This is a genomic window from Caulobacter sp. AVps18 (assembly GCF_058681425.1).
Window position 1 is genome coordinate 2,550,960 of the sequence record NZ_CM178737.1, and the last position, 19,933, is coordinate 2,570,892.

Sequence of the window (19,933 nt, forward strand, 5' to 3'; positions counted from 1 at the left end):
CCTCGGCTGTTGAGGCGCGATCCTAGGGCAGCGTGGTTTGCGCCCGGTTACGGGGCATCGTTAATCCACAGCTTTAGAGTTCAAACAATCATTAAGCTTAACAGAGGACTATAAGGGTGACTCGCATCCCTCTGGTTCGGCGAACCCATGGCCACCACCCGCGCGGCACTGACAGACAACGATATCCGCATGCTGGTGAAGGGCGCGACCGCTGACGAGCGTGCGCTGGCAGCCCACAAGCTGTGCCGGACCATCGACCGCGCCGAGATGGCCGAGGACGAGCGCCAGATCGCCCACGACATTCTGCGGGTGATGGCCGCCGATGCGGCCGAACTGGTGCGTCGGGCCATGGCCGTGACGCTGAAAAACTCTGCCAGCCTGCCACCCGATGTCGCCAATCGTCTGGCCCGCGACGTGGAAAGCGTGTCGCTGCCGATCATCAGTTTCTCGCCGGTCTTCACCGACGCGGACCTGGCCGAGATCGTCCGCATGGGCGGTGAAGTGCGGCAGATGGCGGTGGCCAAGCGCCCCCGACTTTCGACCCGCGTGACCTCGGCACTCATCGACCAGGGCTCCGAACAGGTTGTTGCCACCGTCTGCGCCAACGACAACGCCCGCTTTTCCGAGATGGCCCTACAAAAGGCCCTCGACCGGTTCTCCAAGTCCGAGCACGTCCTGCAGGCCGTGGCCTATCGCTCGGCCCTGCCCCTATCGGTGACCGAGCGCCTGATCGACATGGTCGGCGACCAGTTGCGCGACCACATCGTCAGCCATCATGCCCTTTCGCCCGAGCGGGTGATGGAACTGGTGACCAGCGCGACTGAGCGGGCGACCATTGACCTGGTCGATCAGGCCGGTCGCGCAGCTGATCCCAAGGCCCTGGTCATCCACCTCAACAGCGCGGATCGCCTGAGCCCGTCACTGCTGCTGCGGGCCCTCGCTCATGGCCACATGACCTTTTTCGAGTGGGGCGTGGCCGAGCTGGCCGGCGTGCCGCATCACCGCACCTGGCTTATGATCCACGATGCGGGGCAACTGGGCCTGAAGGCCATCTGCGAGCGGGCCGGCCTGCCGGCGCGGCTCTATCCGGCCTTCCGCGCCGGGGTCGACGCCTTCCACGCCAACGAGTTCGACGGTCGCAGTCACGACCGCGAACGCTTTCAGGAGCACATGATCCAGCGCTTCCTGACCTCGCCCCAGGTCATATCGCGCGAGGATTCGGATTACCTGCTGGAGCGCATGGATCGCCTGGCGGACGAAGAGCACGCCGCCACCGGGTGACTCAAGGTCGCAGGCCGAATTGAACGTTTGTTCGAATCTGCTCTGGGCAAGCGCCATCAACCGCGCCAATCTGCTGGAATGTCAGAGTCTTCGCCCGGCCACGTTCGCCTAGCCGCTACCGTACTGCTGCTTCGGGACGCGCCGGCGTTCGAGGTGCTGATGGTCAAGCGCCACCACCAGATCGATTTCGCGGCGGGGGCCCTGGTGTTTCCCGGCGGCAAGAGCCACGGCGGCGATGAAGACCCGCGTTGGCGCGATCTCGCCACGGGCTGGGACGCGGTCGGTGAGGATGGTGCCGCCCTGCGCATCGCCGCCATCCGCGAGGCCTATGAGGAGGCGGGTGTCCTGCTGGCCCGTGACGCGGCCGGCGCTTTTTACGAGGGCGAGGCGGCCGTCGAGGTGCGCGCAGCGGTGGCCGATGACCGCGTGCCCTTCGTCGACGTGGTCGAGAATCTTGGCCTGAAGCTGGACCTGGCCGCCCTGACCATCTTCGCCCGCTGGATCACGCCCCGGCTGATGCCCAAGCGCTTCGATACCTGGTTCTATGCCGCCCATGCGCCGGGCGCCCAACTGGCCGTTTGTGACGGACACGAGGCCGTCGATGCCGAGTGGATCGCGCCGGCCCAGGCGCTGGACATGGCGGCGGCGGGAACCCGCAAGGTGATCTTTCCGACCCGCATGAACCTGCAGCTGCTCGCCGAAAGCACCAGCCCGGCAGACGCCATCGCCAGGGCAAGCACGCGGCCCCTGGTTACAGTCGAGCCGTGGGTGGAAGGCCAGGGCCTGCGCATCCAGCCCGACGCCGGCTATGGCGACGTGGTCGAGCCGCTCTCGGCGCTTTGAGGCGCCGGGTGTGACCTAGTTCGCGGTGCCCGGCCCGGCCGCGCTGGTCCAGGCGGCGATGTCGCCCAGCACCTTGGCGTTGGCCGCGTCATAGGCCTTCACGATGGCCCCGACCCGATTGTCTTCGGCCTTGACCCGCGATTCGAAGATCTGGTCGCCGACCACGGCGCGGTCATTGCTGCGGTTAAGTACGCCACGCACCTGTACGATAACCTCGGGCGTCGCCTTGGGACGGGCATAGACCGTCTCGAAGGTTCGCACTTCCAGTCGCAGGATGAGGTCGGCCTTGGCTATTTCGCCGCGACCGATCAAGCGGGCGCGGCTGGCATCGGCGTCGAAGGCACGCGCGACGGCTTCGTCGAACAGCACACTGGCCGGCGACACCCAGCGCGCGCCGGCGATATAGGCCGCCTCGCCTTGGGTTACGGTCAGGATGCGGTCGCTGGCTGAGGCGCGGGTGAAGACAGTGGCCGACTTGAAGACCCCGAACTGCGCGCCGGCCGGGCCCTTGGCGGCCGGCGGCGGCGCGGTTCCGAAGCGATAGAGGCCGGCGGGCTCGACCTTGGGGAAGAGGGTGATGCAGCCGCCCAAGGTCAGGGCAAGGGCGGCGACGGCGACGATACGCCCAAGGCTGCGGCGGGGCGCGGCGGGGATGGGGTTCACGGCTTGACCTCCAGTTCCTTGGCGGGCGACTTGCTGACCACGCCGCGCGGATTTTGTTCGACCTCGCCCACAAGACGGTCCAGCGACTCGGCGGCTGACTGCAGGGTCACGATGGCGGCTGACAGTTGCGGCAGGCCCGTGTTGGCGAAATCGGTGGTGGGGCCTTCGAGGCGCGAGATCATGCCCCGCGCATCCTTGGCGGCCGATTTCAGTTCGCCCGCAGCGTCGGCCAGCTGGGCCAGCGAGCGCTTGGCGTCGCCATTGACGACGGCCTCGGTGGATTTCGACAGTTCAGTAATCGACTGGGCCGTCATGTCGATGCTCTGCAGGGCCTTCTGGGCGTCGGCGATGATCGCCTTGCGTTCGCGGGCCTCGGCGGTCACGGCCTGGATGTCGTCCAGGGCGGCGCTGAAGGTCTTGACGTTGTCGTCCGACAGCACGAGGTTGATGCGGTCCAGCGCCTCGATGGTGCGGGTCAGCACCGTGCCGCCGCCCTCGAGCAGGTCGGACAGCGCGCTGCGCTGGGTGCGGATCACCGGCGTCTTGCCGTTCTTGACCGTATCCTTCAGCAGCAGCTTCTCGGGCGAGCCGGCGGCGATCTGGATGTAGTTGACGCCGGTGATGCCCTGCGGCTCCAGCGTGGCGTAGCTGTCGGTCTTGATCGGTACGTTCGAGGTGACGCGGATCTGGGCCAGGACCTGGTTGGGATCACTCTTGTCGAGGTCGATCTCAGTGACCTCGCCCACCTTGATGCCGTTGAAATGAACCTCGCCGCCTTCCGACAGGCCGCGTACCGGGCCCACGAAGCGGACATCGTAGATGTCGTATTCCTGGCTGAAGCTCAGGCGGGCCAGCCAGACCACGAAGATCACAAGTCCCATGAACAGGAACAGGGTGACCGCGCCGACCAAGGCGTAGTTGGCGTTTCTTTCCATCAGAGAGTCCTCGCCGTCGTCGTCTTTGTGGTCGCCTTGCGGCCTGCCGCGCGGCCACGCGGTCCCAGGAAGTATTCCTTGATCCACGGATGGTCGGAGTGTTCCAGCTCCTCCACCGGGGCGATGGCCACCACGGTCTTGTCGGCGATCACCGCGACGCGGTCGGTGATCGCGTAGAGGCTGTCGAGGTCGTGGGTGATCATGAACACCGTAAGGTCCAGGCTATCGGAAAGATCCTTGATCAGGTCGTCGAAGGCCGCCGCCCCGATCGGATCCAGACCTGCGGTTGGCTCGTCGAGGAACAGGAGTTCGGGATCCAGGGCCAGGGCGCGGGCCAGACCAGCGCGCTTGCGCATGCCGCCCGACAGCTCGGCCGGCTTCAGGTCGGCCGCGCGGGCGGGCAGGCCAGACAACGCGATCTTCAGCTCGGCCAACTCCTGGATCTCGCGCTTGGGCAGTCGGGTATGCTCGATCAACGGCGCGGCGACGTTCTCGCGCACCGTCAGGTTCGAAAACAGTGCCCCCTGCTGGAACAGCACGCCCCAGCGCCGCTCGACGGAGGTCCAGCGGCGGCGGTCGGCGGTGCGCATGTCGTGACCGAACAGCTTGACGCTGCCTTCATCAGGGGTCTTCAGGCCGATGATGCTGTTGAGCAGCACCGACTTGCCCGAGCCCGAACCGCCGACTACGCCCAATACTTCGCCCCGTTCGACGCTGAGGTTGAGGCCGTCATGGATGACATTGTCGCCAAACCGCGAAACCAGACCCTCGATCTGGATCGGCGGGGCGTCGTCATCGGTCGCAGCCGGCGGCGCGGCGGTGTCTGCGGCGGGCTTCAAACGTCCAGCTCCATGTAGATCAGCGCGAAGATCGCATCGATCAGGATGATGGCGAATATGGCGTGGACCACGGCGGCGGTGACCCGGCGACCCAGGGACTCGACGTCGTTGCCCACCTCCATGCCCTGGCGACAGCCGATGGCGGCGATCACGGCCGCCATGACCGGCGCCTTGGACATGCCGATCCAGAAGTGCGTGACGCCCACATAGTCGACGATCCGTTGCAGAAAGAAGCTGGGCGACAGGTCCAGCACGACCCAGACCACCAGCATGCCACCGGCCAGGCCGGCCAGAGTGGCGATGAAGGTCAGGAGCGGAATGGTCAGCAGCATGGCGGCGAAGCGGGGCAGGACCAGCGCTTCGTAGGGATCAACGCCCATCACCTGCATGGCGTCGATTTCCTGGTTCATCTTCATCGAACCGATCTCGGCGGCGAAACTGGAGGCCGAGCGACCGGCCAGCAGGATGGCGGTGATCAGGATGTTGAACTCGCGCAGCACCGAAATGCCGATCAGTTCCACGGCATAAACCTGCGCCCCGAACTCGACCAGCATATTGGCGCCCAGCAGGGCCACGACGGCACCGATGAAGAACGTGGTGGTCGCCACGATCGGCATGGCGTCAAGCCCGGCCCGTTCGCATAGCGAAATGATCGGTGCCCAGCGGATACGGCTGGGTTTGACAAGGCTGCGCCCAACGGCGGTCAGCAGATGGCCCAGGAAGACCAGCGTGCCATAGCCGTCATGCACGAGACCGAAGACGCCGCGCCCGATCCGCTCCAGCAGGGCCTGCACGCCGTGGGGCCGCGGGGTGACTTCAGGCTCGACCTGGATGGCGTCGCCGACCAGTTCCAGCAGTCGCAAGGTTTCGGGACGGGCCTGAATCTGTCCGGCCGAGGCGCGACCGTCTGCGGCGCGGATGATGGCATAGGCCCCGGCGGTGTCGCAGCGGTTGATCTCGCGCAGGTCCAGGCAGAGGGCGTGGCTGTCGTTCAGGGTTTCGCTCAGGCGCGCCCCCGCGTCGGAAAGGCCGCGCGCTGTCCAGTCCCCCGACAAGACGATGGTCGTCCTGCCATCGGTCTCATTCAGGGTGAAATCGGCGGGCACGGGCATGAAGCGAAGCAGATCCTTCTCGTCGAGCGCCAGCCTGCCACAGACGCGATACAGCCTCAAACGCGCCAAGGCGCAGCTTGTTGCCATGCTCTTCTAAATAGGCCTCTGCAAGGCTGCGCGCCACTGGTGATCGACCGGAGCGCGAAAACCGGCGGGAAGGGGGCTTGAGGATCAATTCGCGCGGCTGCGTCAAAGCGCGCCTGCAAATCCGGCAGGGCTTCAATCATGGTTAACAAATTCCGTTCAGGTTTTAACCCATTGCTCTTCCCGACTCGGAGTCGTCCGCGTGAACGCCAACGCCCAGCTTGACCGTCGCATGGCCTTTATGCGGTTCGACGACCGCGATCGCGCCGCGCTGCGGGCGCTCAAGCCCGTTATCGACGCCGAGATCTCGTCGGCGCTTTCGCGGTTCTATGGCCAGGTTCGCAGCTTTCCCGAGACGCGCGGCAAGTTCCGCGACGAGGGTCACATCGCCGGCGCAGAGCGGGCCCAGGCCAATCACTGGCGGCGTATCGCCTCGGCCGACTACGGCCCAGACTATGTGCGTGACGTCGAGCGCATCGGCCGCGCCCATGTTACGGCAGGGCTGGAACCCCAGTGGTACATCGGCGGCTATGCCGTGGTGGCCGAGGAGCTGATCCGCTCGGTCGTCGCCAAGCGCGCCAAGAGCCTGTTTGGCGCCGCCAAGTCGGATGCCGACCTCGCCAACGGCCTGGTCGCCCTGAACAAGGCCGTGTTCCTCGACATGGACCTGGCCATCTCCAGCTATCTGACGCTCCTGGCCGAAGAGCGTGCGGCGCTGGAGGCTGAGCGCGACGCCGCCGCCGTGCGCCAGGCCAACGCCGTCAAGGCCGTGGGCGAGGCGCTCGCCCGCCTGGCCGCCGGCGACCTGTCAGCCCGGGTCGAGGAGGGCCTGGCCCCTGAATTCGCCTCGCTCAAGGCTGATTTCGACCAGGCCGCCATCGCCCTGGCCGAGGCCATGAACGCCGTCGAGCGCGCCACCACGGGCATCCGCGCCGGTGTCGACGACATCGCCCGCAACGCCGACGACCTGGCCCAGCGCACCGAGCAGCAGGCCGCCACCCTGGAACAGACCGCTGCCGCCGTCGACCAACTGACCACTACGGTCAGCAAGACTGCCAAGAGCGCCCGTGAGGTCTCGGCCCGCGTCGGTGAGGCCAGCGCCGAGGCTGAGCGTTCGGGCTCAGTGGTGACCCGCGCCGCTGACGCCATGACCAAGATCGAAAGCTCGTCCAACCAGGTCTCGCAGATCCTGGGCGTGATCGACGAGATCGCCTTCCAGACAAACCTGCTGGCCCTCAACGCCGGGGTGGAAGCGGCGCGTGCGGGCGACGCCGGTCGCGGCTTTGCGGTCGTCGCGCAAGAGGTGAGGGCCCTGGCCCAGCGCTCGGCCGATGCGGCGCGCGAGATCAAGACGCTGATCGCCGAGTCCAGCCGTCAGGTGGGCGAGGGCGTCGAGCTGGTCGGCCAGACCGGGGCGGCCCTGCGCGGCATTGTCGACAAGGTGGGCGGCATCGACGGGCTGATCAACGAGATCGCCGCCTCGGCCAACGAACAGGCCGTGGCGCTCAGCCAGGTCAATACGGCCGTCAACCAGTTGGATCAGGTCACCCAGCGCAATGCGGCCATGGTGCAGCAGTCGACCGATTCCACCCACGCCCTGCGCGTCGAGGCGGCCGACCTGTCCAATCGCGTCGGCGCGTTCCGTACGGGCGGTCGCGATATGAGCCATGTGTCCGCACCGGCTGAAAATCCGGTTCATGCGGCGCGCGCCCGACTGGCGAGCTTCGTCCGTCCTGGACGCTGAGCCTATTGAGAGGGCGGCGGGGCTGTAGAGGCCCGGTGGATCAGCTCGAACGGCAACAGCTCGTCCACCCGCGAGGCCTTGGCTGTCGCGCCCTTGATCTGGCCCGAGATCAGCAGCCGCGTGGCCAGAGAGGCCATCTCGACCACAGGCTGGCGCACGGTGGTCAGTTGCGGTCGGCTGAAGCGGGCGCTGGGGCTGTCATCGAAACCTGCTACCGACACGTCGCCGGGGATCATGACACCGGCCTCGGCGGCTGCGGCCAGGCAACCCAGCGCCATGTCGTCATTGCTGGCGAAGATGGCAGTAGGGCGTTCGGGCAGGGCCAGAAGCGCCTTGCCCTGTTCCAGGCCTGACTGGAAGGTGAAGTCGCCCTGGCGCACCCAGGTGTCGGCCACGGGAAGGTTCAGGCGCTGCATGGCCTCCAGATAGCCCTGACGACGGGCCTGGCTGGCGCCGTAGCGCGGCTCGCCCACAATAAAGCCGATCCGGCGGTGGCCCAGGCTGGCCAGGTGCTCGGTCATTTCGCGGGCGGCGGCGACGTCGTCCATGTGAACGCGAGGACCCAGGCCTTCCCGTTCCGGGCCCAGCCGCACATAGGGGGCTCCGGCCTTGTCGAGCAGTTCCAGCACCGTCTCGTTGTCCGAACTGGGCGGTGTCAGGATCACGCCGTCGGGCTTGAGGGCCGCCAGCAGGGCCGCGACCTCCTGTCGAACCCGAGGTGCGTCGTGATCGATCAATTCGATCAGCAGGTGATAGCCGGCGTCGCGGCATTGCAGGGTGGCGCCCAGCTGGATGCGGCTGAGATAGTCCGCGCCGCGCTCGCTGCGCCAATGGTCGATGGTCAGGGCCGCGTCGACGAACACGGCGATCACAAAAGAGCGAGACCCGGCCAGGCTGCGGGCTGACAGGTTGGGGCTGTAGTGCAGCGCCTCGGCCGCTTCCAGCACGCGGTCACGCATGGCGGGCCGCACATTGGGCTCGTTGTTCATGACCCGCGAAACGGTTTTGATGGAGACGCCGGCGCGCGCGGCGACGTCGTAGATCGTCACCGAGGCCATAGATCTGCCCGCACCTGTCGCTCGAGACTCATCCCCATTTCGCCAACCTAGAGCATTTGTTCATCGACAGGCGATGTGTCGCCGGAGAAAAAGTAACAGAGCCCGGCGAAGAGCGGGATTATCCGGCGTTTCCCGCCCTTGTGCGCGGCGACCTCTGAGGCCAGTGTGCAGACGACGCGGCGAAGACCGCGCAAGGGCATGACAGCCGAAAGCGGCCACCGGTTTCGGCACCTGTCTCGCTCTAAATATTTGAATTTGAGCCTGTTTTGTCGGTTTCAAGTCCGTCCGTTTGAAACAGCCAGGCTCGGGGGGAGTCGCGATGTCGCCAAGCGACGAGGGCCGGCCGGCCACGCCGGTCAGGACCAGTTTTATAGCGGCCTACACGCTCGCCCAGATCGGCGCCTTTGTCAGCTTCATGCCCCTGTTCCAGGTGCTGCTGCCGCTGAAGGCCGAGGCGATCGACGCTGCGGGCAAGGCGTTGCTGCTCAGCCAGGTCGCCTTCTATGGCGCCCTGACGGCCAGCGTCGCCAACCTGCTGGCCGGGGCGATCAGTGATCGGACCACGTCTCGCTTCGGGCGCCGCCGTCCCTGGATGGTGGTCGGCGCGCTGGGCGCTGCGGGTGCCTATCTGCTGATCATGAATGCCAGAACACCCGGCGCGCTGATCGCCGGCGTCATCGTGTTCCAGCTGACCTTCAACCTGATGTTCTCGGCCCTGGTCGCGGTGATGCCTGACCGGGTGCCCGACAGCCAGAAGGGCCGGGTGGCGGCGTTTCTCAGCCTGGGCAATCCCATCGGCACCATGGCCGGGGCCGTGCTGATCGGCGGCCTGCTGGTTTCCGAGGTCACGCGCTATCTGGCCATCATCGCGGTGCTGCTGATCACCCTGGCACCGTTCGCCCTCAAGCTGGATGACAAGCCGCTGCCCCGCGGCGCTAGACCCCCCTTCCGGCTGGGCGCGTTCATCGCCGGTCTGTGGGTGGATCCGCGCCAGCATCCCGATTTCGCCTTCGCATGGCTGGGCCGGTTCATGGTGCTGGTCGCCCTCAGCCTGGCGCAGAGCTACATGCTCTACTTCCTGCAGGACGTGCTGGGCTATCCCCAGCTGTTCCCCGGCCGCAAGGCCGAGGAAGGCCTGGCCATCCTGACGACGGTCGCGACGGTGTCGAACGTCACCCTGGCCCTGATCGGCGGGATGCTTTCGGACAGGCTCAAGCGCCGCAAGCTGTTCGCGGCCGGCGCGGCCCTGACCATCGCCCTGGCCATGCTGATCTTCTCGACGACGCCCTCCTGGCCCGTGATGATCGGCGCCTATCTGCTGCTGGGCTGCGGGGCGGGCTGTTTCTACGCCGTGGATATCGCCCTGGTGACCCAGGTGCTGCCCTCGCAACGCGATGCGGGCAAGGATCTGGGTGTGCTGAACCTGGCCAACACCTTGCCCCAGGCCCTGGCACCGGCCCTGGCGGTCTGGGCGCTTGGACCCAGCCATCTGGACTTCCGGACCTTCTTCATCGTCGCCGCCGTGCTCGCTACGGCTGGCGGTCTGGCCATCCTGCCGATACGAGGCGTGCGGTAAGCCCTTTCGGATCTCGCCCCGTGCCGCAGTTCATCGCCATCACTGATCCCGACGATCCGCGCGTGGCCGCCTATCGCGACATCCGCGAGCGCGATCTGGTGGGCCGGCAGGGCCTGTTCGTGGCCGAGGGCGAGACGGTGCTGCGGGCCTTCGTGCGCGATGCGCCGCAGCGGGTGATGTCGCTGCTGATCGATCCCAAGCGCCGTGACAAGCTGGACGATGTGTTCGCTGGCCTGCCAGACGAGACGCCGGTCTATCTGGTCGAACAGGCGGTTCTGGACGCGGTGGCGGGCTTTCACCTGCATCGCGGCGTGCTGGCCATCGGCACCAAGCCCACGCCTGTCAGCGCTGACGCCCTGCTGTCGTCGGTACAGGGCAGGGCGGTGGTGATGGTGCTGTGCGGCATCGCCAATCACGACAATATCGGCGGGCTCTATCGCAATGCGGCGGCCTTCGGTGTTGACGCGGTGATCCTCGACAGCGACTGCTGCGATCCCCTGTATCGCAAGGCCATCCGGGTTTCGGTCGGTGCCAGCCTCAGCGTGCCGACGGCCATGCTGGAGCGCGGTGAAGACATCGCCGCCCTGCTGGAGCGGCATGGTTTCGAGGCCCTGGCGCTCAGCCCGTCAGCGACCCAGACCCTGGCCGAGCTGAAGCCGCCCGCGCGTTCGGCGGTGCTGCTGGGCGCCGAGGGACCGGGTCTGTCAGACGCGCTGATGGCCCGCGCCCGTACGGTGGGCATTCCGATGGCCGGGGGCTTCGACTCGCTGAACGTGGCCACGACCAGCGGCATCGTGCTGCATCACCTGCGGTTCGCCGAGCGATAGGAAACCGGTTTCCTGGCCGCTAAGGCGCCTCTAGGATCATTGCCGCAGCCCACCAGAAGGTTTCCCTCCATGCTTGATCGTCGCGGCGTCCTGACCCGTCTGCTTTCCGGTCTTGCGGCCCTGGGCTTTGCCGGCCGGGCGAGCGCGAAAGTGACCTCCATGGCTGACCCTGAAGAGATCATCCCCCTGTGGCCCGCCGCCCCGCCCGGCGGTGAGGCCGTCACGGCGGTCGAGGCGATCGTCGAGCGCGGCGATCCCAAGGGTCTGCGCGACCGGGCCTTGACCCACACCCGCACGCCCAGGCTGGTGGTGTTCCGACCCAGGACCCCCAATGGCGCAGCCGTCATCCTGGTTCCCGGCGGCGGCTATGAGCGGGTGGTGCTGGACAAGGAAGGCTATGAGACCGCCCGCTGGCTGGCCGAGCGGGGCTATACCTGTTTTGTGCTGTTCTACCGCCTGCCGGGCGACGGCTGGGGTGCGGGTCCCGACACGCCCCTGCAGGACGCGCAGCGGGCCATCCGCCTTGTGCGGTCCAGGGCCGACGCCATGGGCTTCAAGCCGGACCGGGTGGCGATCATGGGCTTTTCGGCCGGCGGTCACGTGGCGGCCAGCCTGACCACGCGCTTCGCCGCCAGGGTCTATGACCGCCTCGACGCGGCTGACGACCTTTCGGCCCGCCCAGACCTGTCGGCCCTGATCTATCCGGTCATCACCATGGACGCGGCCTTCACGCACGGCGGGTCGCGCAAGCAACTGTTGGGAGCCAGCCCGACGCCCGAGCAGATCGCGCTCTATTCGCCCGAACAGCAGGTGGGCGCCGACCTGCCGCCGGTGTTCCTGCTGCACGCTGCCGACGACAAGGCCGTGCCGGTGCAGAACAGCCTGGCCATGTTTGCGGCGCTGAAGGCCCGGTCGATCCCCTCTGAAATGCATGTCTTCGAGGAGGGCGGCCATGGCTTTGGCCTGCGTTTCATCACGGGCAAGCCGGTGGCCTCATGGCCGGGCCTGTTCGAGACCTTTGCGCGCCGTCACGGGGTCTGATCCTTCCACGCCGCGTGCTCGGCCTCCAGGTGCTTCATCCAGCGGGCGCGAAGCTGTCCCGGCCGCTGGCCGTGGCGTTCGTCAAGGAAGGTCGCGTCCACCACCCGGTCGGTACGGAAGGTGCGAAAGGCCTGCCGCAGTTCGCACCAGCCGACGATCATCCGCACCGTCTCGCGATAGCCCACCGTCACCGGCCAGATCACCCTCTGGCTGACGGCCCCCTGCTCGTCGCGATAGTCCAGCCGGATCTTGCGGCCGGCATGGATCCAGGCGCGGGTCTGGGCCACGTCGATGCCGTCGGGCGCGGCGTTCCAGGCCGGGGCGGCGCCGGTGGCGGGCTCCAGCACATAGGGCCGCAAGCGCTCGGGCACGGCGGCGGCGATCTTGCTGATCAGGTCGCGGGCGGCCTTGGCCAGCACCGGGTCGCCGCGTCCGGCCACCCATTGGGCGCCCAGCACGGCGGCTTCGATCTCGTCGGGCGTCAGCATCAGCGGCGGCATGTCGAATCCGGCCTCCAGCACGTAACCGACGCCCGCTTCGCCCCGGATCGGCGCCCGCTGCCCCACCAGGGCGGCGATGTCGCGATAGACGCTGCGCTTGGAGGTCTCCAGTTCCGCCGCCATGGCGTCAGCGGTGACCGGCACCGGGCTGCGGCGCAGGATCTGGATGATCTGGAAAAGGCGTTCGGCGCGTCTCATGCGTCACCCTGACAGAGCTCTGCTGACAGCATGCTGGCAGCAGGGTGACGGGAGCAACCGTTAGTCGCTGACCACGCAGCGAAAGCCGATGTGGCTGGTGGTGGTGTCGATGGCCTGGGGGTGGCGGGCGGCGGGGCGATAGCGGCGGCAATAGTTGTCGGCGCACAGGTGCGAGCCGCCCTTGATCACCCGTCTAGGGATGATGGGCCCGGGCTGGTTGGGATCATGGCTGGCGTCGCGCAGGCTTTTCGGCGCGCAGCAGGGCTTGGTCGGTGTCGTGGCGTGGCGGTCGGCCCACCAGTCGCAGGTCCACTCCCAGACATTGCCGATCATGTCATAGAGGCCGTAGCCGTTGGGCGGGAAGGTCTTGACCGGCGAGGTGCGCTCATAGCCGTCGGTCAGAAGGTTCTCGCCCGGGAAGGCACCTTGCCAGTAGTTGGCCAACATGACCCCGCCCGGCGCCAGCTGTTCGCCCCAGGCATAGGCGGCGCCGTCCAGCCCGCCGCGCGCGGCATATTCCCACTGCGCCTCGGTCGGCAGGGACTTGTCGGCCCAGGCGGCATAGGCGGCCGCGTCGTCAAAGCTGACATGGACCACCGGGTGATCCTCGATCCCGCTGATGGAACTGCCTGGCCCCAGCGGCTGGTTCCAGCGGGCGCCGGGGATCAGGGACCACCAGCTGGCGCCCGCGCGCGGATCAACGGTGCGGTCTGGCCGCACGAACACTGCCGAGGCCGGGGTCAGCAGGGCGGGATCAGCACCGGGATAGAGGGCCGGATCGGGCGCCGTTTCGGCCAGGGTCACATGGCCCGTTGCGGCAACGAACCGGGCGAACTGGGCGTTGGTGACCGGCAGGGCGTCGATCCAGAACGGGTCGACCGCCACGCGGTGGGCCGGGGCCTCCTCGGCATAGTGAACGTCCGAGCCCATCGTGAAGACGCCGCCGGGCAGGGCGATCATGCCGTCGTGCGTCACGCTACCGCCCATCAAGATCGCCGCCTGTCACACATCCCCATTGCGGTAATAGTGACATGCGTCGCGCCGATTTCAACGGCGCAGACGCCTCAGCGGCAGACCTTGTCGAGTGCGGCCAGGTCCCAGCTGCGCGCCGGAAGGGGCAGCCCCCGCGCATACATCGCGCTTTCCAGAGAGGCCGGGGCGGGCGAGGGGGCGACCTCGACGTCAGCCTTGTAGAACGGGTGGCTCTGGGCCTCCTGCAGGGAAACCAGCTTCACACCCATCGACTGGTAAAGCGCCAGCATCCGGGGCGCCATGCGGGCGTCGAACGCCCCCAGGTGCAGCAGCAGCACATAGGGGATGTCCTCACCGTACAGCTGGGCCGACATGGCGCGCGAATAGGTCAGGCTGTCGCGGGCCGCCTGCAGGAAGCTGGCCTCCAGATCGGCGATGGCGGCCGTGTCGCCCTTGGCCATGCAGCGGGCATAGGGCTCGTTCCAGGCATAGTCGCCGAAGCTGACCGTGACGCTGGCGATATGATAGCCGCGCGCCTTCAACACCTCGCGGGCCCCGGCGCGCTTGGCCGGGGTCGCGCCTTCGTTGAGGAACGGAAAGCGGAACCAGCGAAAGTCGGTGTCGCCGGCCAGGGGGGCGAGCACCGCATCGTTGCGGTCGAGCTCGCTGGCGAAGGTCGCCACGTCGATCCCGTCCAGGCCAAGATGCGACCAGCCGTGATTGCCCAGCGGATGGCCGGCCTCACGCCACAGTGTCAGAACCGGCGTCGCGCCCGGAACGCGTTCGTTCTGAACGCCATTGATGAAGCCATAGACCGGCGCGGCCTTGGCGGCATTAAGGGCCGCCAGAAAGTCCCTGGCGACGCTGACATGGGTCTCACCGGGCGGCAGGGCGCCATGAACGGGCAGGTCGTCGACCGTGATCGCCATCTTCAGCTCCGAGGCCCCTGCCGCGACGGGGGCGGCGACGGGCGCGGTGATCAGCAGGGCCAGGAGCAGGGCGCGAAGGGGCATCGAAGGAATATCTCCAGGGGCACGGCGTTAGCCATCGCACGATAGCCCTCCATCGAGGGATGCAGATGGTCGCCGGAATCGTAAGCCGGCGAAAGTCGATCCGGCCTGGCCGGGTCGCGCAGGGCCTTGTCCATGTCGATCACGACGTCGAAGTTTCCTGGCGTACGGATCCAGGCGTTGATTGCCTGCCGGTCCAGCTCGTTCTGCGCGTCAGGGTGATAATAGGCCGAACCGCCATAGGGCATGATGGTCGCGCCGATCGCCTTGATCCCCCGCGCCCGGGCCTTCTGCACCATCTGAGCGTAGGCGATGGTGACCTGCGAGACCAGCGCCGCATGGGCCTGCGGGCTGACGGGGGCGTCGCGGGTCAGCGTGCCCAGGTCGTTGACGCCTTCCAGGATGATCAGGTGACTGACGCGCGCCTGCATCAGCACGTCCCGGTCAAACCGCGCGGCGGCGTTGGGGCCCAGGCCGTCCAGCAGCACGCGATTGCCGCCGATGCCCAGAGTCAGCACGGCCAGCCTGGCGGTGCGGGGATCGGCCTGCAGCCGCTGGGCCAGGGCGTCGGGCCAGCGCAGATTGGTGTTGGGCTTCACGCCAAAGCCGTCGGTGATCGAGTCCCCCAGGATCACCAGCGCTCCGGCCGGCGCGTCCTGCTCGACCTCGACCCCGGAAAGCTGGAACCAGTGGTCGGTTTTCAGGGCACCGGGCAGGTCGGTCGCCGCGACGTGATCGCCGCGGAGCACATAGGAGGTCGCTCGCGACCCCGGGTGGCTGGTCTGTTGAGCGGGCGCGGTCTCGACAAGCATCGTCACGGCGAGATCGGAAAGGGCGCGGGTCGGGAGGTCAACAGGGTCGGACAGATAGTCGGCGCCGGCAGGGATCGTGACCCCCGCCTGCCCCGCAAAGGTCACAGCGCGCTCGGTCGCCGGATCGATGGCGGCGCCGTCCGGCGACAGCGGTCTGGCCACGCGAACGGCCGTCACGGTCAGCGGCGTTGTTCCAAAGGCGTTTGACACGCGCACCTTCAGACGCGGACCGCCCAGGGTCAGGCGGACGATCTGGCGCAGGGTGGCGTCGTTCAGGGCGTCGGCCGGAAGGGCGTTGCGCGGCTCGGGAACCTGTTGGGCGCTGGCCCAGGCTCCCGTCCAATGCCCACGATCCTGGGCGCTGGCGGCCGTGAACGCCAAGGTCAGCGCGGCGGCGAGGCCCAGCGCGCGGCGCGTCATCACGATCATGGTCGCTCCCTGCAAGTGCGCCGGGCGGGCGACCTCGGCGTCAGTCCCATCCGAAGCGGGGCAAGGTGGCGTGCAGATGGAGTGATGTCTAGGTCTGACAAGATCGAAAATTGGTCAGATGAGGCGGCTGGGTCGCGTGTTTTCTCGAGGGTTCCGGTCAGGGCCGACTCGGCCACTCTTCTCGGTATCGCCCAAACTTGACACACAGGGTCTTTAAGCGCCCGGAGCCTGCCGATGATCCCGTCGCCCCCCGCCACCACCGAGCCAGCGCGCCCGACGCCCTGGTACGCGCATCTGTATGTGCAGGTCTTGGTCGCGATCGTCGCCGGAGCCCTGATCGGCCACTTCTATCCCAAGTTCGGCGAGTCCCTGAAACCGCTGGGCGACGCCTTCATCAAGCTGGTCAAGATGGTGATCGCGCCGGTGATCTTCCTGACCATTGCTACGGGCATCGCCGGCATGCGCGACCTGGGCAAGTTCGGGCGGGTGGTGCTGAAGGCCTTTGTCTACTTCTTCACCTTCTCGACCCTGGCCCTGGTGCTGGGCATGGTGGTGGCCAATGTGGTCCAGCCCGGCGCGGGCATGAATATCGATCCGGCCAGCCTGAACGGCGACAAGGTGGCCGGCTATGCCGCCAAGGCCCATGACACGACGGTGGTCGGCTTCCTGACCAACATCATCCCGGCCACGGTCACCGGGGCCTTCGCCGACGGCGACATTTTGCAGGTGCTGTTCTTCTCGATCCTGTTCGGGGTCTCGCTGGTGATGGTCGGCGACAAGGCCAAACCGGTGGTCGACCTGCTGGAGGCGATCGCCCACGCCTTCTTCCGCATGGTCGGCATCCTGATGAAGGCCGCCCCCATCGGTGCCTTCGGGGCCTTCGCCTTCACCATCGGCGCCTATGGCATCGGCTCGGTGGTCAATCTGGCCGCCCTGGTCGGCACCTTCTACGCCACCTCGCTGGTCTTCGTGCTGGTGGTGCTGGGGGCGGTGGCGCGGTTCAACGGCTTCTCGATCCTGAAGCTGATCCGCTATCTGAAGAGCGAGATCCTGCTGGTGCTGGGCACCAGTTCCTCGGAATCGGCCCTGCCCAGCCTGATCGACAAGATGGAGCGGGCCGGCTGCGCCAAACCCGTGGTCGGGCTGGTGGTGCCCACCGGCTACAGCTTCAATCTGGACGGCACCAATATCTACATGACCCTGGCGGCGCTGTTCATCGCCCAGGCCACCGGCGTGCAGCTGTCGCTGGGCGACCAGCTGCTGTTGCTCAGCGTGGCCATGCTCAGCTCCAAGGGCGCCGCGGGCGTCACCGGGGCCGGCTTCATCACCCTGGCCGCCACCCTGTCGGTGGTGCCCTCGGTGCCGGTGGCCGGCATGGCCCTGATCCTGGGCGTTGACCGCTTCATGAGCGAGTGCCGGGCCCTGACCAACTTCATCGGCAATGCGGTGGCCACCATCGTCGTCAGCCGCTGGGAGAACGCGCTGGACAAGGACCAGCTGGACGCCGCGCTGAACGGCCATCCGGGGCCTTCGGATCTGGAGCCGCCGGTGGATCCGGAGTTGCGGTCGGCGGATTAGGAGGGCCCTGGGCTTAACCGGCGGTCCTTAAGCGGTGCGCACCTGACCGGCAATTGACCCGCGCCAGCGCGGAACGTCGCGTTCAGATCGCTCGTGGGCGCAGACCAGCCAGCAGCATCTCTGCTTCTTCCCGATCGCACTCATAAATGTCATCGGAAACCACCGCGCCGGCAAGACATCGAAGCGCCTTCTGCTGGGATTTCCTTACGCCCAAGCCGTTGAGATAGCACTTGGCCATCTGAAAAAGCTGGCTTCCGTCACCGACGCCGGCACCTCTTTGAAACCACCGAAACATCGCGCGGTGGTCGCCTCTTTCCCGGTAGAGAATCGCCAGATTATTGGAGGCGGCAGTGCTGCGATGTTGCCGCCAGGATCGTCGATAAAGTTGCATTGCCCGCGTCTTGTCCGTTGGCACGCCGCGACCTACGTCGAACATGTAAGCCAATTGATCCAGACAGATAAGGTCACCCAGTTCAGCCCCGCGCTCGAATGCCTGCAGGGCCAGAGCGTAGTCGCCCCTTTCTTCTGCGGCGTGTCCGATGTCAGCCAGTGCGTCCGTGGTCACCATCGCTCAATCCTAGAGAGGCGGACAGCGCTGGCTAAAGGGGAAACCCCTCCCACCGCTGCGCGCCATGCCATAAACGGTCAGTATTGAGGACGGAAGTATCAAACAGGTCAAACAGGGACACACACTGATTATCGCTAACCGATAAGCCCGAACGGTGGAGGCGCGCGCGCCAAATCCCTCTTCCAGAGTGTTTGGACCGGGGACATCCGTGACAGGTGTTCGGAGACATCCGTGACACATTTTCCGATCTCAGAGGGAGGTCGGGATGCCGTTCACGGGGGTGTCTGCGATGGATCGCAAACGGGAGTTTGTACGGCTGGCCTTGGTTGAAGGCTGTAACAGGCGGGAGCTTTGCCGGCGGTTCGGGGTCAGCGCGACGCTGGGCTACCGGCTCATGGCGCGCTATCGGGAGCAAGGCGATGCGGGCCTTGAGGCGCGATCTCGCCGACCGCGGACCTCGCCCCGGCGCACGGAGACGGCGGTTGAGGATGCGACGCTTCAGGTCCGTGCGGAGCATCCGGCCTGGGGTGGCCGCAAGATCGCGGCGGTGCTGCGGCGTGAGGGGCTTGAGGCTCCAGCCCCCTCGACGGTAACCCAGATCCTGCGCCGGGGTGGTGTGGCGCTGGGCGGTGAAGGCGGCGGCGCTCAGCCTTTCATCCGCTTCGAGCATCCCCAGCCCAACGATCTGTGGCAGATGGACTTCAAGGGCCACGTGGCCCTGGGCTCAGGGCGACTGCATCCCCTGACGGTGCTGGACGACCACTCGAGGTTTGCCGTGGTCTTGGCCGCCTGCGCCAACCAGAAGACCCAGACCGTCAAGGATCAACTGATCCAGGCCTTTACGCGCTATGGTCTGCCCTGGCGCATCGCCACCGACAACGGCTCGCCCTGGGGCAACGGCCCCGGCGATCCCTACACCCCGCTGGGCGTGTGGCTGATCGAGCTGGGCGTGCGCATCAGCCACTCCCGGCCCTATCATCCCCAGACCTTGGGCAAGGACGAGCGCTTCCATCGCACCCTAAAGGCCGAGGCCCTGAGCACCCCCTTCGAGACCCTCGACCATGCGGCCCGCGCGCTCGATCACTGGCGCGACATCTACAATCTGGTCCGGCCTCACCAGGCCCTGGACATGGCGGTTCCCGTCGATCGCTACCGACACAGTCCAAGGCCCTACCAGCCCGTCATCCCGCCCTTCGAGTACGGACCCGACGACCAGGTTCGCCGGGTCCAGCAAGGGGGCCATCTCAGTTTTGCCAACCGTCCGCTCAAGGTCCCAAAAGCCTTCGCTGGAAAAGCTGTCGCCCTGCGAGCCACCCAGACCGATGGCGTCTTCGACGTCTTCTTCCAGACCCAACGTCTCAAAACCATCGACCTGAGGACCGCAAAATAGCATCCTCAACCTGTCACGGATGTCTCCGAACACCTGTCACGGATGTCCCCGGTCCAAACACAGAGGGAGAGGGAGGGGCCCGCCGCCGGAGGCGGTGGGAGGGTGAGGGGTTTCAGCGGTTGCCGGATGGGCTGGAGTATTTGGGTGGTGGGCTCAGGTGGCGGGGCTGATGGGCGTAGTTGCTTCGATCCTGCCTTGTCCGGACACGGTGTAACCCCTCACCCTCCCACCGCTTCGCGGCGGGCCCCTCCCTCTCCCTTTGGAAGAGGGAAAAATGCGCGCTATCCCCGTTGTCGCACGGGCATAGCCCCACCCAGACCCCAGCAAATTCAACGCCCTGACCCACGCCACCACCGTCACGATCAAAAATCGACGCACACCCCCTCAAACTGGCCGCATAGTTCTCTTCGCCCCGCCACGGGGGAGGCCGTCCAGCTGGCGACCTGACGGGTGGTGGGGAGGGTCGAGCGGGA

General features: G+C 66.9%; 18 protein-coding genes. 8 read left to right on the top strand and 10 right to left on the bottom strand.

Going from position 1 to position 19,933, the window contains the following annotated elements:
• Nucleotides 1–147: 147 nt before the first annotated feature.
• Together spbR and ACW179_RS11520 are read left to right on the top strand one after the other, a co-directional pair.
• Nucleotides 148–1,281, top strand: a complete 1,134-nt coding sequence (spbR, locus tag ACW179_RS11515; protein ID WP_492059651.1) for a pole-localized protein SpbR — start codon at nucleotides 148–150, stop codon at nucleotides 1,279–1,281.
• Nucleotides 1,282–1,359: 78 nt separating this feature from the next.
• Nucleotides 1,360–2,124, top strand: coding sequence for an NUDIX hydrolase (locus tag ACW179_RS11520; protein ID WP_492059652.1), 765 nt, complete (start codon nucleotides 1,360–1,362; stop codon nucleotides 2,122–2,124).
• A 15-nt stretch (nucleotides 2,125–2,139) separates the two neighbouring features.
• Here ACW179_RS11520 and ACW179_RS11525 read toward each other — a convergent pair whose 3' ends face one another.
• Genes ACW179_RS11525 through ACW179_RS11540 form a run of 4 tightly spaced genes read right to left on the bottom strand, consistent with a single transcriptional unit; the run spans nucleotide 2,140 to nucleotide 5,673 of the window.
• Nucleotides 2,140–2,787 (bottom strand): ABC-type transport auxiliary lipoprotein family protein, encoded by a 648-nt coding sequence (locus ACW179_RS11525; RefSeq protein WP_492059653.1) that lies wholly within the window; start codon nucleotides 2,785–2,787, stop codon nucleotides 2,140–2,142.
• Nucleotides 2,784–3,722: an MlaD family protein gene (locus ACW179_RS11530; protein ID WP_492059654.1), complete on the bottom strand. Its 939-nt coding sequence runs from the start codon at nucleotides 3,720–3,722 to the stop codon at nucleotides 2,784–2,786. Before ACW179_RS11530 ends, ACW179_RS11525 begins: the two co-directional genes overlap by 4 nt.
• A complete protein-coding gene (locus ACW179_RS11535) occupies nucleotides 3,722–4,561 on the bottom strand; it encodes an ABC transporter ATP-binding protein (protein ID WP_492059655.1) in 840 nt (279 codons plus the stop codon). The genes ACW179_RS11530 and ACW179_RS11535 overlap by 1 nt, the downstream gene beginning before the upstream one ends.
• Nucleotides 4,558–5,673: an ABC transporter permease gene (locus tag ACW179_RS11540; protein ID WP_492064302.1), complete on the bottom strand. Its 1,116-nt coding sequence runs from the start codon at nucleotides 5,671–5,673 to the stop codon at nucleotides 4,558–4,560. The genes ACW179_RS11535 and ACW179_RS11540 overlap by 4 nt, the downstream gene beginning before the upstream one ends.
• Before the next feature lie 286 nt (nucleotides 5,674–5,959).
• Here ACW179_RS11540 and ACW179_RS11545 point away from each other — a divergent pair, with 286 nt between their 5' ends.
• The gene (locus ACW179_RS11545) at nucleotides 5,960–7,501 is read left to right on the top strand and encodes a methyl-accepting chemotaxis protein (protein WP_492059656.1); all 1,542 of its coding nucleotides are present in this window, start codon (nucleotides 5,960–5,962) and stop codon (nucleotides 7,499–7,501) included.
• A 2-nt stretch (nucleotides 7,502–7,503) separates the two neighbouring features.
• On the opposite strand, the gene ACW179_RS11550 is transcribed toward ACW179_RS11545, so the two are convergent.
• A complete protein-coding gene (locus tag ACW179_RS11550; RefSeq protein ID WP_492059657.1) occupies nucleotides 7,504–8,559 on the bottom strand; it encodes a LacI family DNA-binding transcriptional regulator in 1,056 nt (351 codons plus the stop codon).
• A 319-nt stretch (nucleotides 8,560–8,878) separates the two neighbouring features.
• Here ACW179_RS11550 and ACW179_RS11555 point away from each other — a divergent pair, with 319 nt between their 5' ends.
• The 3 genes from ACW179_RS11555 (at nucleotide 8,879) to ACW179_RS11565 (ending at nucleotide 12,003) form a co-directional block, all read left to right on the top strand.
• A complete protein-coding gene (locus ACW179_RS11555; protein WP_492059658.1) occupies nucleotides 8,879–10,135 on the top strand; it encodes an MFS transporter in 1,257 nt (418 codons plus the stop codon).
• 20 nt (nucleotides 10,136–10,155) lie between these two features.
• Nucleotides 10,156–10,962: a TrmH family RNA methyltransferase gene (locus ACW179_RS11560; protein WP_492059659.1), complete on the top strand. Its 807-nt coding sequence runs from the start codon at nucleotides 10,156–10,158 to the stop codon at nucleotides 10,960–10,962.
• Nucleotides 10,963–11,031: 69 nt separating this feature from the next.
• Nucleotides 11,032–12,003, top strand: a complete 972-nt coding sequence (locus tag ACW179_RS11565) for an alpha/beta hydrolase (RefSeq protein ID WP_492059660.1) — start codon at nucleotides 11,032–11,034, stop codon at nucleotides 12,001–12,003.
• Here the strand turns inward: ACW179_RS11565 and ACW179_RS11570 are convergent.
• The 4 genes from ACW179_RS11570 to ACW179_RS11585 form a co-directional block, all read right to left on the bottom strand.
• Nucleotides 11,991–12,701, bottom strand: coding sequence for a helix-turn-helix transcriptional regulator (locus ACW179_RS11570; RefSeq protein WP_492059661.1), 711 nt, complete (start codon nucleotides 12,699–12,701; stop codon nucleotides 11,991–11,993). The genes ACW179_RS11565 and ACW179_RS11570 overlap by 13 nt on opposite strands.
• A gap of 60 nt (nucleotides 12,702–12,761) precedes the next feature.
• On the bottom strand, nucleotides 12,762–13,688 hold the full coding sequence (locus ACW179_RS11575) for a formylglycine-generating enzyme family protein (protein ID WP_492059662.1): 927 nt from the start codon (nucleotides 13,686–13,688) through the stop codon (nucleotides 12,762–12,764).
• A gap of 77 nt (nucleotides 13,689–13,765) precedes the next feature.
• Nucleotides 13,766–14,686 (bottom strand): polysaccharide deacetylase family protein, encoded by a 921-nt coding sequence (locus ACW179_RS11580; protein WP_492059663.1) that lies wholly within the window; start codon nucleotides 14,684–14,686, stop codon nucleotides 13,766–13,768.
• A complete protein-coding gene (locus tag ACW179_RS11585; RefSeq protein WP_492059664.1) occupies nucleotides 14,653–15,924 on the bottom strand; it encodes an SGNH/GDSL hydrolase family protein in 1,272 nt (423 codons plus the stop codon). Before ACW179_RS11585 ends, ACW179_RS11580 begins: the two co-directional genes overlap by 34 nt.
• A gap of 234 nt (nucleotides 15,925–16,158) precedes the next feature.
• On the opposite strand from ACW179_RS11585, the gene ACW179_RS11590 reads away from it, so the two are divergent.
• The gene (locus ACW179_RS11590) at nucleotides 16,159–17,502 is read left to right on the top strand and encodes a dicarboxylate/amino acid:cation symporter (RefSeq protein ID WP_492059665.1); all 1,344 of its coding nucleotides are present in this window, start codon (nucleotides 16,159–16,161) and stop codon (nucleotides 17,500–17,502) included.
• Nucleotides 17,503–17,584: 82 nt separating this feature from the next.
• Here the strand turns inward: ACW179_RS11590 and ACW179_RS11595 are convergent, their stop codons facing one another.
• Nucleotides 17,585–18,070: a tetratricopeptide repeat protein gene (locus ACW179_RS11595; protein WP_492059666.1), complete on the bottom strand. Its 486-nt coding sequence runs from the start codon at nucleotides 18,068–18,070 to the stop codon at nucleotides 17,585–17,587.
• Between the two features lie 265 nt (nucleotides 18,071–18,335).
• Here ACW179_RS11595 and ACW179_RS11600 point away from each other — a divergent pair, with 265 nt between their 5' ends.
• A complete protein-coding gene (locus ACW179_RS11600; RefSeq protein WP_492059470.1) occupies nucleotides 18,336–19,460 on the top strand; it encodes an IS481 family transposase in 1,125 nt (374 codons plus the stop codon).
• Nucleotides 19,461–19,933: the final 473 nt, after the last annotated feature.